The 16,136-nt window shown below is 70.6% G+C and carries 14 protein-coding genes and 1 pseudogene; all 15 read left to right on the forward strand.

Going from position 1 to position 16,136, the window contains the following annotated elements:
• Nucleotides 1–657: 657 nt before the first annotated feature.
• Nucleotides 658–1,497 (forward strand): annotated as a pseudogene (locus A5767_RS23740) (tetratricopeptide repeat protein); the annotation flags it as partial.
• Nucleotides 1,494–2,525: an HAD-IIA family hydrolase gene (locus tag A5767_RS12385; protein WP_019289626.1), complete on the forward strand. Its 1,032-nt coding sequence runs from the start codon at nt 1,494–1,496 to the stop codon at nt 2,523–2,525. The pseudogene A5767_RS23740 and the gene A5767_RS12385, both read left to right, overlap by 4 nt.
• 52 nt (nt 2,526–2,577) lie before the next feature.
• Nucleotides 2,578–2,808, forward strand: a complete 231-nt coding sequence (locus A5767_RS12390) for a hypothetical protein (protein ID WP_019289625.1) — start codon at nt 2,578–2,580, stop codon at nt 2,806–2,808.
• 1 nt (nt 2,809) lies between these two features.
• Nucleotides 2,810–3,634 carry a TlyA family RNA methyltransferase gene (locus A5767_RS12395; RefSeq protein ID WP_064852418.1) on the forward strand — a complete coding sequence of 275 codons (825 nt, stop codon included), beginning with the start codon at nt 2,810–2,812 and terminating at the stop codon, nt 3,632–3,634.
• The gene (locus A5767_RS12400; RefSeq protein WP_064852419.1) at nt 3,631–4,575 is read left to right on the forward strand and encodes an NAD kinase; all 945 of its coding nucleotides are present in this window, start codon (nt 3,631–3,633) and stop codon (nt 4,573–4,575) included. The genes A5767_RS12395 and A5767_RS12400 overlap by 4 nt, the downstream gene beginning before the upstream one ends.
• Before the next feature lies 1 nt (nt 4,576).
• The gene (gene recN / locus A5767_RS12405; protein ID WP_064852420.1) at nt 4,577–6,346 is read left to right on the forward strand and encodes a DNA repair protein RecN; all 1,770 of its coding nucleotides are present in this window, start codon (nt 4,577–4,579) and stop codon (nt 6,344–6,346) included.
• Nucleotides 6,347–6,431: 85 nt separating this feature from the next.
• A complete protein-coding gene (gene steA / locus A5767_RS12410) occupies nt 6,432–7,616 on the forward strand; it encodes a putative cytokinetic ring protein SteA (protein ID WP_006552723.1) in 1,185 nt (394 codons plus the stop codon).
• On the forward strand, nt 7,613–8,563 hold the full coding sequence (locus A5767_RS12415) for a copper transporter (protein WP_019289621.1): 951 nt from the start codon (nt 7,613–7,615) through the stop codon (nt 8,561–8,563). Before steA ends, A5767_RS12415 begins: the two co-directional genes overlap by 4 nt.
• A 159-nt stretch (nt 8,564–8,722) precedes the next feature.
• Nucleotides 8,723–10,477 carry a CTP synthase gene (locus A5767_RS12420; RefSeq protein ID WP_082921086.1) on the forward strand — a complete coding sequence of 585 codons (1,755 nt, stop codon included), beginning with the start codon at nt 8,723–8,725 and terminating at the stop codon, nt 10,475–10,477.
• 5 nt (nt 10,478–10,482) lie between these two features.
• The gene (locus tag A5767_RS12425; protein ID WP_019289619.1) at nt 10,483–11,109 is read left to right on the forward strand and encodes an NUDIX domain-containing protein; all 627 of its coding nucleotides are present in this window, start codon (nt 10,483–10,485) and stop codon (nt 11,107–11,109) included.
• A gap of 3 nt (nt 11,110–11,112) precedes the next feature.
• Complete coding sequence (gene xerD / locus A5767_RS12430) at nt 11,113–12,084, forward strand: site-specific tyrosine recombinase XerD (protein ID WP_019289618.1); 972 nt, start codon at nt 11,113–11,115, stop codon at nt 12,082–12,084.
• Between the two features lie 134 nt (nt 12,085–12,218).
• Nucleotides 12,219–13,202, forward strand: coding sequence for a ParA family protein (locus A5767_RS12435; RefSeq protein WP_064852421.1), 984 nt, complete (start codon nt 12,219–12,221; stop codon nt 13,200–13,202).
• A gap of 5 nt (nt 13,203–13,207) precedes the next feature.
• A complete protein-coding gene (locus A5767_RS12440; RefSeq protein WP_082937684.1) occupies nt 13,208–14,104 on the forward strand; it encodes a segregation and condensation protein A in 897 nt (298 codons plus the stop codon).
• Between the two features lie 170 nt (nt 14,105–14,274).
• Nucleotides 14,275–14,907: an SMC-Scp complex subunit ScpB gene (gene scpB, locus A5767_RS12445; protein ID WP_064852432.1), complete on the forward strand. Its 633-nt coding sequence runs from the start codon at nt 14,275–14,277 to the stop codon at nt 14,905–14,907.
• A 10-nt stretch (nt 14,908–14,917) separates the two neighbouring features.
• Entirely contained in the window at nt 14,918–16,111 is a 1,194-nt protein-coding gene (locus A5767_RS12450) for a pseudouridine synthase (protein ID WP_231913181.1), read from the forward strand.
• Nucleotides 16,112–16,136 lie beyond the last annotated feature (25 nt).

Here is a 16,136-nt window from a genome sequence, read left to right on the forward strand (position 1 = left end):
GGAAGCTAAGCCTGTCTGCGCCGATGGTACTGCACTCGACAGGGTGTGGGAGAGTAGGACACCGCCGAACACCCGTTCCGAAAGGGGACCCACTCGTTTGGGTCCCCTTTCGTGTTTTCATGAGAGGATTTTTCTGTGTCCGACGGCAACGGTGAACGTCGGTCCTTCAGGAGTGGAGGATCCACTCCGTGGTCGGGCCGCAAGAACGAGCGCGAGGAACGCGCCGGCGACAGCCGCGACGAGCGCGCACCCCGCGACCGCGACGAGCGTGGACGCGGCGACGACCGCCGGCAGGGTGGCTACGGATCCGCCGGACGTTCGTCCGGACGAGACGACCGTCCGCAGCGCGGTGACGATCGGCGCCCCCAGCGCAGTGACGATCAGCGCTCCCAGCGTGGCGACGACCGCCGTTCCTTCCAGGGCGGAGACCGCCGGGATCGCGGCCGCGACGACGCTCGTTCCGGTCGCAGCGACCGTCCCTACCGCGAACGTTCCGGAGGCGACGACCGCCCCCGCCGCAGCGATGACCGGTCGAGCCGCGGCGACGAGCGTGGTCGGCAGTACGGCGACCGTCCCCGTCAGGGTTCGGACCGTCCCGGCGGTGAGCGCAGCTACGGCAACCGCGACGATCGTCGTGGTGGCGACCAGCGAGGCAGTGACCAGCGAGGTGGCGGCGACCGGCGAGGCTATTCCGGCGACCGCCGTGGCCCCCAGTCCGGTGACCGTCGTGGCGAGGGAGCACCCCGTCGTCGTGGCGGTGAAGGTGGATTCGGTCCGGGTCGCGGGCGCGATGGCATCGCACCGCAGCGCCGCGATGCACGTCCGGACGAGCCGGACATCCCCGACGACGTCGAGGCATCCGAGCTCGACCCGACGATCCGCCGCGATCTGCTGAGCCTGGACAAGTCGAACGCGAACTCCGTCGCCCGGCATCTGGTGATGGCCGGTCGTCTGCTCGACGACGATCCTCGCGCCGCGCTCACCCATGCTCGCGCCGCCCGTCAGCGCGCCGGCCGCATCGCGGTCGTCCGCGAGGCCGCCGGCATCACCGCCTACCACGCCGGGGAGTGGGCGGAGGCGCTGTCCGAACTCCGCGCAGCACGTCGCATGTCCGGTGGTACCGGACTGCTCGCCGTGATGGCCGACTGCGAACGCGGTCTCGGTCGCCCCGAGAAGGCGCTCGAACTGGGCCGGAGCGAGGAAGCTCGCAAGCTGACCGGCGACGAGGCGACAGAGCTGCGGATTGTCCTCGCGGGTGCCCGCATGGATCTCGGTCAGTACGACCAGGCCGTCGTCACCCTGCAGACGCCCGATCTCGACCCCGAGCGGACCGGTACACCGGCTGCCCGTCTCTTCTACGCCTACGCCGACGCTCTCGTCGCGGCCGGGCGGACCGAAGAAGGCCTGCAATGGTTCCTGCACTCCGCAGGCGCGGACATCGAAGGCGTCACCGACGCCGAGGAGCGGGTGGAGGAGCTCACCGGAGAGTCGCCGTGACCGACGGCACCGACGTTTCCGGCAGTACGGCTTCCAGCGACAGTCTGCGTCGGATCTACGACGTCCTGCTGCTCGACCTCGACGGCACCGTCTACCGGGGCGCCGAACCCGTCCCGGGTGCCCGCGAGGCGCTGGCCGCCGGTGACGACACCGTTCTGTACGTGACGAACAACGCCAGCCGCCGGCCGTCGGAGGTCGCCCTGCACCTGCGAGAACTCGGCTTCCCGGCCGACGACTCGTCGGTGGTGACGAGCTCGCAGTCCGCTGCGCGCCTGCTGGCCGAGCGGTTCCCGGCCGGTGTGCCGGTGCTCGTCGTCGGCACCGAGGCCCTGGCCGAGGAGGTGGCCGGTGTCGGCCTCACCCCGGTTCGGTCCGCGGACGCGCATCCGGTGGCGGTCGTGCAGGGGCATTCCCCGGACACCGGATGGGCGATCCTGGCGGAGGCGACGCTCGCCGTCCGCGCAGGCGCTCTGTGGGTGGCCACCAACGTCGACTCGACCCTGCCGACCGAGCGCGGACTCGTCCTCGGCAACGGGTCGATGGTCGCGGCGGTGCACAACGCCACCGGCGCGACCCCGATCGTGGCGGGCAAACCCGCAGCTCCGCTGCTCGAGGACGCGATCCGTCGCGGCGGTGCCCGTCGTCCCCTCGTCATCGGTGACCGGTTGGACACCGACATCGAAGGCGCCAACGCCGTCGGTGCGGATTCCCTGCTCGTGCTGACCGGGGTCAGCACCGTCGACGATCTGCTGCGGGCTCCGGCCGAGCAGCGCCCGACCTACGTCGCGGCCTCGCTCACGAGTCTCGATCAGCCGGCCGACCGGCTCCGTGTCGCATCGCACGACTCGTGGGACGTCACGGTCGACGGGGGTGATCTTCACCTCGCCGCCGCGCCGTCGGCCGCCGATCCGATGGAGGCGCTGCGGGGTCTGCTCGACATCGCCTGGGCCAACCCCGGATTCGGACAGGTCCGTCCGGTGGACGAGCGGGCGCGGTCCGTCGTGGACGCGTGGGCGGCGACGGTCTGATCCGCACCGGAGGGTGTAGCCCGGTCGCATCCATCGACTAGCGTGGACGGCGATGAGCACGCCGATTCCACGTCCGGGCGAACACCTTCCCGGCGCACGCCCCACCGTCGATCCCGCACACGTCCGCGAGGAGGTCGACGCTTTGCTGGCGCGTGTCCGCGAGGGCGCATCCGTCCCCGGTGCCGAGAGCGCCGATCAGTCCGTGCTGCTCGAGCAGGCCGACCTGCTCGAACGAGCCCACGAGGTCCTCGTGCAGGCTTTGTCGACCGTGGACAAGATCTGACGTGGCACGCCGGGCACGCGTCGACGCGGAACTGGTGCGGCGGGGTCTGGCGCGCTCCCGCGAGCACGCCAGCGAACTGATCGCCGCAGGTCGGGTGCTGATCGCCGGCACCGTGGCCTCCAAACCGGCGACCGCCGTCGAACCGAACACGCCGCTGATCGTCACCGAGGGGAGCGACGAGGTTTCCTGGGCGTCCCGCGGTGCCCACAAGCTCCTCGGCGCCCTCGAGGCGTTCACGCCGCAGGGGTTGCAGGTGTCGGGGCGTCGCTGCCTCGACGCCGGCGCGTCGACCGGCGGTTTCACCGATGTGCTGCTGCACGAGGGTGCCGCGGAGGTCGTCGCGGTGGACGTCGGCTACGGCCAGCTGGTCTGGCGTCTGCAGTCCGACGAGCGTGTCCATGTGATCGATCGAACAAATGTGCGTAGCATCGACGCGGAGACGATCGGCGGGCGCGTCGACCTGGTGGTCGCGGATCTGTCGTTCATCTCGCTGAAGTTGGTGTTGCCGGCGTTCGTGGCCTGCGTCGCCCAGGGCGGCGACCTGCTGCCGATGGTCAAACCGCAGTTCGAGGTGGGCAAGGACCGGGTCGGCAGCGGCGGCGTGGTACGCGACCCGGCGCTGCGCACCGAGGCGGTGCTCGACGTCGCGCGCGAAGCGCAGCGGCAGGGGCTGCGCACCCTCGGAGCGGTGGCGAGCCCGTTGCCCGGGCCGTCCGGGAACGTCGAGTACTTCCTGTGGCTGCGGGCCGGAGAGCCGGGACCGGAGGAACTCGACCCGGCGGTGATCGAACTGATCGAGCGTGCGGTTCAGGAAGGACCACAGTGAGCGAAGAGACCGCCGCGGCCGACGCGGTGCGATCGGGCCGGGAGATCCTGCTGGTCTCCCATTCGGGGCGCGACGAGATCGCCGGCACCGCGCTGCGGGTCGCGAAGATCCTCGGTGAGGCCGGCATCGGTCTGCGCACCCTCGACGACGAGTCGGTGAGCAACGGACTCGGCGTCCTCGCCCTGCCGGGCAGTTTCATCAGCGTCGTCGAACCGGGGCCGGAGGCGGCCGCCGGATGCGAGATGGTGATCGTCCTCGGCGGCGACGGCAGTTTCCTGCGGGCGGCCGAACTCGCGCAGTACTCGGCGGTGCCCGTCCTCGGTATCAACCTCGGCCGCATCGGTTTCCTCGCCGAGTCCGAGGCCGAACACCTCGAGGAAGCGCTCATGCAGGTGGTGCGCCGCGAGTACCGCGTCGAACAGCGCATGACGCTCGACGTGACGGTGCGCATGGACGCCGAGGTCCTCGACCGCGGGTGGGCGCTCAACGAGGCGAGTCTCGAGAACAAGTCGCGGCTCGGGGTCCTCGAGGTGGTGCTCGAGGTCGACGGTCGTCCGGTCTCGTCGTTCGGCTGCGACGGTGTCCTCGTCGCCACCCCGACGGGATCGACGGCCTACGCCTTCTCGGCCGGCGGACCGATCGTCTGGCCCGAACTCGAAGCGCTGCTGGTGATCCCGAGCAATGCACACGCTCTGTTCGCGCGCCCGCTGGTAACCAGCCCCGAGTCGATCATCGCCGTCGAGACCCTCGCCGGCGGCCACGACGGGGTGGTCTTCTGCGACGGTCGCCGCATCATCGACGTCCCGGCCGGGGCCCGGCTCGAAGTGGTGCGAGGATGCGATCCGGTCCGCTGGGTGCGGCTCGATTCGGCACCGTTCGCGGATCGGATGGTGCGCAAGTTCGAACTTCCGGTGAAGGGCTGGCGGGGAAGGAAACTCTGAGATGCTCGCAGAGATCCGGATCGACAACCTGGGTGTGATCTCCGAGGCGTACGCGCGCTTCCACGGGGGACTGACGGTGCTCACCGGCGAGACGGGTGCCGGCAAGACGATGGTCGTCACGAGCCTGCATCTGCTCTCCGGGGTGCGCGCCGACCCCTCCCGGGTACGGGTCGGCGCCAGCCGCGCCGTGGTCGAAGGACGCTTCGAGATCGAACCGGCGCCCAGCCACATCGAACAGCAGATCGCCGAACTGCTCGAGTCCACCGGTGCCCAGCGCGACGAGGACGGTAGCATCATCGCCGTGCGCGCCGTGGGCAGCGACGGCCGCTCCCGCGCCCACCTCGGCGGACGCAGCGTGCCGGTGGGGGTGCTGTCCGAATTCACCGGGCCGCTGCTGACCGTGCACGGCCAGAACGACCAGCTGCGGCTGCTGCGTCCCGACGAGCAGCGCGCCGCGCTCGACCGGTTCGGCGGCAAGACCGTCGCCGGTCTGCTCGACCGCTACCGAACCCGGCGACGCCGCTGGCTCGAGGCCCGCGCCGAACTGCAGGAACGCACCGAACGGTCGCGTGAGCTCGCGCAGGAGGCCGATCGCTTGCACTTCGGTCTCGACGAGATCGACCGCGTCGCACCCGAACCGGGGGAGGACACCCGCATCGTCGACGAGGTGCGGCGCCTGTCCGACCTCGACTCGCTGCGCGAGGCGGCCACCGTCGCGCACAACGCCCTCGCCGGCGACGACAGCGGCGACGCCGACGCGTACTCGGCGGCACTCGACCTGCTCGGCGAGGCCCGCGCCCGCCTCGAGGGCTGCGACGATCCCGCCCTGCGCGAGCTCGGGCCCCGCCTCGGCGAGGCGATCGCGGTGGTCACCGACGTCACCGGCGACATCTCCGGTTATCTGTCCGACCTGCCGTCCGACCCGAGCGAGCTCGAGACCCTGCTCAACCGGCAGGCGGAACTGAAGAACCTCACCCGCAAGTACGCCGCCGACATAGACGGCGTGCTCGAGTGGGCGCGCGAGGCCCGCGAACGCCTGTCCGGACTGGACGTCTCCGCGGAGGCGATCGACAAGCTCGCCGCCGAGGTCGACGCGGAGGCCGCCGCGACCGCGGAGACCGCCACCGCGCTGTCGGCGGCGCGGCACAAGGTCGCCGGCAAACTCGCGAAGGCCGTTAGCAAGGAACTGTCCGGCCTCGCGATGGGGCGCGCCGTGCTCGACGTGCACATCGCCGACCGCGCGGCGACCGTGAGCGACACCGCCCCGCTGTCGGTCGGCGACCGGCTCCTGCACGCCGGCGAATCCGGGATCGACGAGGTGGAGTTCCGGCTCGCTCCGCACAGCGACGCCCCGGCCCGCCCGCTCGCCCGCAGCGCGTCCGGCGGTGAGCTCTCCCGCGTCATGCTCGCCCTCGAAGTGGTGCTCGCCGGTTCCGAGCGCGGCGCGACGATGGTCTTCGACGAGGTCGACGCCGGGGTCGGTGGCCGCGCCGCCGTCGAGATCGGCCGGCGTCTCGCGCGCCTGTCGCGCACCCACCAGGTCATCGTGGTCACGCACCTGCCGCAGGTCGCGGCGTTCGCCGACACCCATCTCGTCGTCGACAAGGTCGACGACCGGGCCGGGGTGATCAGCAGCGGGGTGCGCACCCTCAGCGAGGAGGAGAGGGTTACCGAACTGGCCCGCATGCTCGCCGGTCTCGACGACACCGAGACCGGACGTGCGCACGCCGAGGAACTGCTGGCCGTCGCCCACGCCGAGCGCACCGGCTGACCCGCCCGGCGCGCCGGGGTGATGTTCACACGACTACCGGCGCGCCTCCACAACCTCACTCGTATACCGGCGCATCATCTCTTGCATGAAGATGCCGGCGCTGCTGTCCCGTAACAACGAAACGTTGCCCGGAGTGAGTGGCATTGCCCGGGTCGACAGGAACACCGCGAAGCTGCTGCGCCGGATCGGTCCCGGCGACGTGGTCGTCCTCGACGCCATCGACCTCGATCGTGTCACCGCCGACGCGCTCGTCGAGGCGGGCGTCACCGCGGTGATCAACGCGTCCCCGTCGATCTCGGGCCGGTACCCGAATCTCGGTCCCGAAGTGATCGTCGCGCACGACATCGTGCTCGTCGACAACGTCGGCACCGAGGTCTTCAAGAAGATCAAGGACGGCGCGAAGGTCCGGGTGCACGAGGGTGGCGTGTACGCGGGGGAGAAGCTGCTCATCGAGGGCGACGAGCAGACCGACATCGAGATCTCCGACCGCATGATCGAGGCGCGAACCGGGCTCGTCGATCATCTCGAGGCGTTCTCGGGCAACACCATCGAGTTCATCCGCTCGGAGAGCCCGCTGCTCATCGACGGCGTCGGCATCCCCGACATCGACCTGGACCTGCGCGACCGGCACGTCGTCGTCGTCTCCGACGGCCCCGGGCATGTGCAGGACCTCAAGGATCTCAAGCCGTTCATCAAGGAGTACTCACCGATCCTGGTGGGCGTCGGCCCCGGCGCGGACGCCCTCTCCAAGGCGGGCTATCGCCCTGACCTCATCGTCGGCGACCCCGACGAGATCGGCACTTCCACCCTCAAATCGGGCGCCGAAGTGGTGCTGCCCGCCGACCCGGACGGCCACGCCCCGGGTCTCGAGCGGATACAGGATCTCGGCATCGGCGCGATGACCTTCCCCGCCGTCGGCACCCCCACCGACCTGGCGCTGCTGCTCGTCGAGCATCACGGTGCGGCGCTGGTGGTGACCGTCGGCAGCACTGTCTCGCTCGACGAGTTCTTCGACCACGGCCGTCGCGACACCAATCCGTCGGCGGTGATGACCCGTCTGAAGGTCGGGCCGAAACTCGTCGATGCGAAGGCGGTGGCCACCCTCTACCGCAGCCGCGTCTCGGGCGGCGTGATCGCCCTGCTCGTCTTCGCGGCCCTCATCGCCGTGATCGCCGCACTCGCCGTGTCCAATCTCGGTGCCGACGTCGTCGAACTCGCCCGGCAGTGGTGGGACTCCGCCGTCGAGTGGATTCGGGGTCTGCGCGCGTGATCTCGATGCGCCATCACGTCGTCTCCCTGGTGGCGGTGTTCCTCGGCCTGGCGGTCGGGATCGTGCTCGGCTCCGGATTGCTGGCCGACAGCGTCGTCTCCGGCTTGCGCGACGACAAGGCCGAGCTGCGCCGCGAGATCCAGGAGGCCGAGGACCACGGCAGCCGGCTCGAGGCACAACTGCTCGCCGCCGACGGGTTCGACTCGACCGTCGGCCCGCGGATCGTGCGCGACGAACTCCTCGACCGCACCGTCCTTCTCGTGACCACCCCGGACGCCGCACCCGAGGACGTCGACGCCGTCGTGCGGTCCGTCGGTGATGCCGGCGGCCGGGTCACCGCCCGGATCGCGCTGACCGATTCGTTCGTCGACGCCTCCGGCACCGACCAGCTCCGCACAACCGTCACCAACGTCGTGCCCGCCGGCGTGGAACTGCAGACCGGCGCCGTCGACCCGGGCAGTCTCGCCGGGGATCTGCTCGGCGCGGTGCTGCTCGTCGACCCGGGCACCGGGCAACCGCGCAGCACCCCCGAGGAACGCGCCCTCGCCCTGACCACGCTGCGCAGCGGCGGTTTCGTCACCTACGAGGACGGCCAGGTCGAACCGGCCCAGAGCGCCCTCGTTGTCACCGGCGACCACAGCGGCAACGCCGAACGCGCCGGCAATCGCGGGTCGCTCATCGCGCGCTTCGCCGGAGTCGTCGACGGCCGCGGCGCCGGCGCGGTGCTCGCCGGCCGCACGGGGGCAGCGGAGGGCAACGGACCGATCGCCGTCGTGCGGGCCGACGCCGCGCTCGCCGCGGGCCTGTCCACGGTCGACAATCTCGACCGCGAATCGGGGCGCCTGACGACGGTTCTGGCGCTGCGCGAGCAGTACGACGGGGGCACCGGCCGGTACGGGACGGGGCCGAGCGCCACCGCCGTCACCGTCGGCTCCCCGGCCCGCTGAGCGTCGCCGCCTGTGACGTCGATTGCACCGGGGGTCGGCAATCGCGAGTCGGGTACGCGCCCGCCCACGGAGGTGTTACCGTGAAGTTCCGTGGGTCGGCAGGCCCCAGCTGTATCGCATCAGTCCAAAAGTCCTGCACCTGACGTCACGGGAGCTTCTTTGCCACAGTCACGCCACTCGCGTACCCCTACCAAGCACATCTTCGTCAGCGGGGGCGTCGCGTCCTCTCTCGGCAAGGGGCTCACAGCGTCGAGCCTGGGCACTCTGCTCACCGCACGCGGCATGCGCGTGACGATGCAGAAGCTCGACCCGTACCTCAATGTCGACCCCGGCACGATGAATCCGTTCCAGCACGGTGAGGTCTTCGTCACCGAGGACGGCGCCGAGACCGACCTCGACGTGGGCCACTACGAGCGCTTCCTCGACCGCGACCTGTCCGCCGACGCGAACGTCACCACCGGCCAGGTGTACTCCACGGTCATCGCCAAGGAACGCCGCGGCGAATATCTCGGCGACACCGTGCAGGTCATCCCGCACATCACCGACGAGATCAAGCGCCGCATCCTCGCGATGGCCGCACCCGACTCCGAGGGCCAGACCCCCGACGTGGTGATCACCGAGATCGGCGGCACCGTCGGCGACATCGAGTCGCAGCCCTTCCTCGAGGCCGCCCGCCAGGTGCGCCACGAGGTCGGCCGCGACAACTGCTTCTTCCTGCACGTCTCGCTCGTGCCCTATCTCGGGCCGTCCGGTGAGCTGAAGACCAAGCCGACCCAGCACTCGGTGGCCGCGCTGCGCAACATCGGTATCCAGCCCGACGCGCTCGTACTGCGCTGCGACCGCGACGTGCCGGCCTCGCTCAAGGCGAAGATCTCGCTGATGTGCGACGTCGACGTCGCCGGCTGCATCTCCTGCCCCGACGCGCCGAGCATCTACGACATCCCGAAGGTGCTGCACAGCGAGGGACTCGACGCCTACGTCGTGCGCCAGCTCGGCCTGCCCTTCCGGGACGTCGACTGGACCGTGTGGGGCAACCTGCTCGAGCGGGTCCACAACCCCCGCGAGACCGTCGAGGTCGCGCTCGTCGGCAAGTACATCGACCTGCCCGACGCCTACCTGTCGGTCACCGAGGCGCTGCGCGCCGGCGGTTTCGCGCACCGCGCGAAGGTCAAGATCCGCTGGGTCGCCTCCGACGAGTGCGAGACCGAGGCCGGTGCCGAGAAGCACCTCGGCGACGTCGACGCCGTCCTGATCCCCGGCGGCTTCGGCATCCGCGGTATCGAGGGCAAGCTCGGCGCCATCCGGTTCGCCCGCACCCGCCGGATCCCGCTGCTCGGCCTGTGCCTGGGCCTGCAGTGTGTCGTCATCGAGGCCGCGCGGTCGGTCGGCATCGAGGACGCGTCGTCCACCGAGTTCGATCCCGACACCACCGCCCCGGTGATCTCCACGATGGCGGACCAGGAACAGGCGGTCGCCGGTGAGGCCGATCTCGGCGGCACCATGCGTCTCGGCGCCTACCCGGCCGCGCTGAAGAAGGGCTCGGTCGTGGCCAGGGCCTACGGCAGCGAGCAGGTCTCCGAACGGCACCGGCACCGCTACGAGGTCAACAACGCCTACCGCGACAAGATCGCCAAGTCCGGTCTGGTGTTCTCCGGAACCTCCCCGGACGGGCGACTCGTCGAGTTCGTCGAGTACCCGGCCGAGCAGCATCCGTTCTTCGTCGCCACCCAGGCGCACCCGGAACTCAAGAGCCGGCCCACCCGCCCGCACCCGCTGTTTTCCGGACTCGTCGCCGCGGCACTGCAGTACAAGGCGGCTGAGCGACTCCCGGTCGACATCCACGGCGAGAGCAGCACCTCCGAGGAATCGGTCGGCTCGACCGCGTCGACGTCCACCGCCGGCGACGCCGAGTAGTCGACATGGCGCAGCGACACGACTTCCGCACCCTGGACAGCCGGCGGATCTACACGGGCGCCATCGTGTCGCTGCGCGTCGACAACGTGGCGATGCCCGACGGGCACACCGCCGAACGCGAAGTGGTCGAACACCACGGTGCGGTCGCGGTGGTGGCCGTCGACGAGAAGGACCGGGTGGTGCTCGTGCACCAGTACCGGCACCCGCTCGGCCGGCGACTGTGGGAACTGCCCGCCGGGCTGCTCGACGCACCCGGCGAGGACCCCCTCGACACCGCCCGCCGCGAACTCGCCGAGGAGACCGGCCTGGCCGCCGCCGACTGGGAACTCCTCGTCGACCTCGCGCTCTCACCCGGATTCACCGACGAAGCCGTGCGCGTCTTCGCCGCCCGCGGCTTGAGCGAGGTCGACCGGCCCGAACCCGAGCACGAGGAGGCCGATCTCGAGGTCCGCCGCGTCCCGGTGGACGAGGCCGTGGCGATGGTGCTGCGCGGGGAGATCGTCAACGCCACCGCGGTGTCCGGTCTCCTCGCGTTCGCAACCGCCCGCGCGACGGGCACCGCGACCCGCGCACCGGACGCGCCGTGGCCGGACCGGCCCACCACCTTCGCCCGCACGCGCGCGGAGGGGTGAGCAGTGCTGCCCGGTGAGGAGCGTCCCGCCACGCAGGTCGCTCCGCAGCCGTCCCCGACACTCACCGGGCAACTCGACGCCTATCTCGCGCACCTGACCGTCGAACGGGGGGTCGCGACGAACACCCTCGCCTCCTACCGCCGCGACCTGCTGCGCTACGTCGAACACCTCACCGACATCCACATCGGTGACCTCGCCGACGTGCACGAACACCACATCAGCGACTTCGCCGCGAGCCTGCGCCGCGGAGACCCGGAACGCAACCGCCCGGCGCTGGCAGCGAGCTCGGCCGCCCGCGCCCTGATCGCCGTGCGCGGCCTGCACCGCTTCGCCGCGGCCGAAGGACAGACCCCGGTCGACGTCGCCCGCACCGTCAAACCCCCGGCGGCCGGGCGTCGCCTGCCCAAGGCGCTGACCGTCGACCAGGTCACCGCGATCCTCGACGCCGCCGGCCGCGACGCCGACGGACCCCGCAGCATGCGCGACCGCGCCCTGCTCGAACTGCTGTACTCCACCGGCGCCCGCATCTCCGAGGCCGTCGGGCTCGACGTCGACGACATCGACACCGAATCACGCTCCGTGCTGCTGCGCGGCAAGGGCGGCAAACAGCGACTCGTCCCGGTCGGACGCCCGGCGCTCGGCGCGCTCGACGCCTATCTCGTGCGGGGACGACCCGCCCTGACAACCGGCCGCACCGCCGCGGTCTTCCTCAACGCGCGCGGCGGCCGCCTGTCGCGGCAGAGCGCGTGGAAGGTGCTGCAGACCGCCGCCGAGCGCGCCGGAGTCGACGTCGGGGTGTCGCCGCACACGCTGCGGCACTCCTTCGCGACGCACCTGCTCGACGGTGGCGCCGACGTACGCGTGGTACAGGAGTTACTGGGGCATGCTTCTGTGACGACCACGCAGATATACACCCTGGTCACCGCCGGTGCCCTCCGCGAGGTATGGGCGCAGGCGCATCCGCGGGCACGATGACCGACTCCGCAGGGGACGCGTGTCCGTGCGGTGATCCTGCCGACGAAGCGGTAGCGTTCTGGGGACGAGCCGCCGGGTCACCCGACGGGTCGACGAGAAGACATCCGGGTCGCAAGACAGGGGGAGTACCGAACGTGGGCACACCTCGGCCACCCGCCACGTACACGGAGCCGGAGCACCTCCGGTCGAACACCGTCCCGGTCGACGCACACGGCCGCGAGGACACCGACAGAATGTCCACCACCGAGCCTTCCACCACCTCCGGAACCGCTGCCGAGCCCGATCTCGGACCGACCGGCCGGCCACGCCGTCCCGTCCCGGAACCGGTGCCGTTGTCCACCCACGGACCGGCCCGCATCATCGCGATGTGCAACCAGAAGGGCGGGGTCGGCAAGACCACCTCGACCATCAACCTCGGGGCGTCCCTCGCCGAGTACGGGCGCCGCGTCCTGCTCGTCGACCTCGACCCGCAGGGCGCACTGTCCGCCGGACTCGGTGTCGCCCACCACGATCTCGATCTCACCGTGCACAACCTGCTCGTCGAACCGCGGGTGTCCACCGACGACGTGCTCGTGCGCACCCACGTCGAGGGCCTCGACCTGCTGCCGAGCAACATCGACCTGTCGGCGGCCGAGATCCAGCTCGTCTCCGAGGTCGGCCGCGAACAGGCCCTGGGCCGCGCCCTGTACCCGATGCTCGACCGCTACGACTACATCCTCGTCGACTGCCAGCCGTCGCTGGGGTTGCTCACCGTCAACGCGCTCGCCTGCGCCGACTCGGTGCTCATCCCCATGGAATGCGAGTTCTTCAGCCTGCGCGGCCTGGCGCTGCTCAACGACACCGTCGCCAAGGTCCGCGACCGGCTCAACCCGAAGCTGACCGTTGCCGGCATCCTCGTCACCATGTTCGATCAGCGCACCCTGCACGGTCGTGAGGTGATGTCGCGGGTCGTGGAGGTCTTCGGCGATCTCGTCTACGACGCCGTCATCAACCGCACCGTCAAGTTCCCCGAGACCAGCGTCGCCGGCGAACCCATCACCCGCTGGGCGCCCACCTCTGCCGGCGCCGAATCGTACCGCGCACTCGCGCGGGAAGTGATCCACCGGAGCGGTCGCTGAGCCCCGTGCACGCTCCCGTTCACGATACCGCGGACACCGGCACGGCACCCGATGTGGAGGTCGACGCGGTGGTCCTCGAGGAACCCACCGAACCGGACCGGCCGGAGGTCGAGGAGACCACCTCGGGCTTCCATGTGCGCCTGCGCAACTTCGAGGGGCCGTTCGACCTGCTGCTCACCCTCATCTCGCAGCGTCGCCTCGACGTCACCGAGGTGGCTCTCCACGAGGTCACCGACGACTTCATCGCCTACACCCGCAAACTCGGTCCCGAACTCGGCCTCGATCAGACCACCGAGTTCCTGGTCGTCGCCGCGACCCTGCTCGACCTCAAAGCCGCCCGGCTGCTGCCCGCCGGCGAGGTCGACGACCCCGAGGATCTCGCCTTGCTCGAGGCCCGCGACCTGCTGTTCGCGCGTCTGCTGCAGTACCGGGCCTACAAGCAGATCGCCGAACAGTTCGCCGCCCTCGAGGCCGCCGCCCTGCGCCGCTATCCGCGCGCGGTGTCGCTCGAGGAGTGCTACGAGAATCTCGTACCGGAGGTCGTGCTCGGTGTCGACGCGCACCGCTTCGCCGAGATCGCGGCCGCGGCGTTCCGGCCGAAACCACCACCGACCGTCGGCCTCGACCACCTGCACACCCCGAAGGTGTCGGTTCCCGAACAGGCCGCCCACATCCTCGGCCTGCTGCGCGCCCGCGGCGCCGGCGTCTGGGTCGGATTCGACGAACTCGTCGCCGACTGCGATCTCGGACTGCTCGTCGTCGCCCGGTTCCTCGCGCTGCTCGAGCTCTACCGCGAACGTGCCGTCACCTTCGAACAACCCGACCCACTCGGACATCTGCAGGTCGCGTGGACAGGGGAGACCGACGGGGAGGCCATCGATTTCGAGGAGGACTACGGGTGAACGACGACACCGTTGCGCGGGAGCACGCGGACGACACCGTCGCGCGGGAGCACGCGGACGACTCTGCGCCCGAGAGTGACGCTGCGCCGGGGAGCGCGGACCACACCGCGCGGGAACGTGACGAAGACGCTGCTGCGCCGGAACGCGCGTGGGACGGTGAACTTCTCGAGATCGCCGCCGACGAACTCACTGCGGCACTCGAGGCACTGTTGCTCGTCGTCGACACCCCCGCGCCGACCGAGCAGCTCGCGACCGCCATCGGGGTCACCGCCGACCGCGCCGAGGCCGCGCTGCGGCGTCTCGCACAGGACCTCACCGCGCGCGGATCCGGCATCGACCTGCGGTTCGCGGGCGACGGCTGGCGCTTCTACACGCGCCGCGATTTCGCGCCCTACGTCGAGAAGCTGCTGCAGGGTGGCGCGCGCACCAAGCTCACCCGCGCCGCACTCGAGACGCTCGCCGTGATCGCCTACCGGCAACCGGTCACGCGCAGCCGTGTCCGTGCCGTGCGTGGCGTCAACGTCGACGGGGTGATGCGCACCCTGCTCGCGCGGGATCTGATCGCAGAGGCGGGCACTGATCCGGAGACCGGCGGCACGCTCTACGTCACCACGGAGCTGTTCCTCGAACGTCTCGGCCTGGCATCTCTGCAGGATCTGCCGCCCGTTGCGCCGCTTCTGCCCGATGTCGATGTGATCGACGACATCGCCGACAGTCTCGAGTCGGACCCACGATTTGAGAGAATGGGTAGGAACGCGCGTCCCGAGACTCTCTCGCCCGCGGAGTTCGATCCAGAGAACTGACAGGAACCAAGTGAATACACCCGCTCGCCGTGATGGCACACCGGACCGTAGAAGAAACAATCCTCGTAGCGCGAACACGCGCAACACCGGGGGATCCCGCTCGGGACGCGCGGAAGCACCGCGTTCCGGAGGACGCACCGAAGCTCCCCGCTCGGGGCGCGCAGGGGCTCCCCGTTCGGGGGAGCGCACCGACTCACCCCGCTCCGATCGCCGGGCCACTCCCGGCCAGTCGGCCGGGGGCCGCAATCCGGCACAGTCGGCCGGAGGTCGCAATCCGGCACAGTCGGCCGGAGGTCGCAAACCGTCACAGCCGGCCGCCGGTCGGAAACCGCACCGCAAGGGCACCTCGACCGGTAAGCCCTCCAAGCCTGCCGCCAAGCGCGTCGCGCAGCGCGTCGTTCCGACCGTGAGCAACGCCCGTCCCGCGCGGCACCAGCATCGCGAGGCCGGCCCCGCCAAGCTGCCCGCCGGTGAAGGCGTGCGGCTGCAGAAGGTGCTCGCCCAGGCCGGCGTCGCCTCGCGCCGCGCCGCCGAGGAACTCATCGCCGCGGGTCGCGTCGAGGTCGACGGCAACATCGTCGTCGAGCAGGGCCTGCGCGTGGACCCGGAGAACGCCGTGATCCGGGTCGACGGCGTCCGCGTCGTCATCAACAAGGATCTCGTGCACCTCGTGCTGAACAAGCCCCGCGGCTGGCAGTCCACGATGTCCGATGATCTCGGCCGTCCGTGCGTCGGCGACATCGTCTCCGAACGCGTCGCCGCCGGGCAGCGCCTGTTCCACGTCGGTCGTCTCGACGCCGACACCGAAGGGCTGCTGCTGCTCACCAACGACGGCGAACTGGCCCATCGGCTGATGCACCCGTCCTTCGAGGTGCCCAAGACCTACCTGGCGACCGTCAAGGGTGTGCTCGCCCGTGGTGTCGGCAAGCAGCTCAAGGCAGGCATCGAACTCGAGGACGGACCCGCCTCCGTCGACGAGTTCTCGCTGCTCGAGGTCCACGAGGGCCAGTCGCTCGTGCGGCTCGTGCTGCACGAGGGACGCAAGCACATCGTGCGACGTCTGCTCGACGCGGTCGGGTTCCCCGTGATCCGGCTCGTGCGCACCAACATCGGTCCCGTGGCGCTCGGCGACCAGCGTCCCGGCACCCTCCGTGTCCTCGGCCGCAACGAGGTCGGGGGCCTGTACCAGGCGGTGAAGCTGTGACCGGCGCACCGGCCGACGCGTTGGT

This window comes from Rhodococcus sp. 852002-51564_SCH6189132-a (assembly GCF_001665495.1).
GTDB classification, from domain to species: Bacteria; Actinomycetota; Actinomycetes; order Mycobacteriales; family Mycobacteriaceae; genus Rhodococcus; species Rhodococcus pyridinivorans.

Bases quoted from the DNA above. Each gene is read 5' to 3' on its own strand.
- steA (WP_006552723.1), top strand. From the start codon at position 6,432: ATGAAGATGCCGGCGCTGCTGTCCCGTAACAACGAAACGTTGCCCGGA.
- A5767_RS12390 (WP_019289625.1), top strand. From the start codon at position 2,578: ATGAGCACGCCGATTCCACGTCCGGGCGAACACCTTCCCGGCGCACGC.
- A5767_RS12425 (WP_019289619.1), top strand. From the start codon at position 10,483: ATGGCGCAGCGACACGACTTCCGCACCCTGGACAGCCGGCGGATCTAC.
- recN (WP_064852420.1), top strand. From the start codon at position 4,577: ATGCTCGCAGAGATCCGGATCGACAACCTGGGTGTGATCTCCGAGGCG.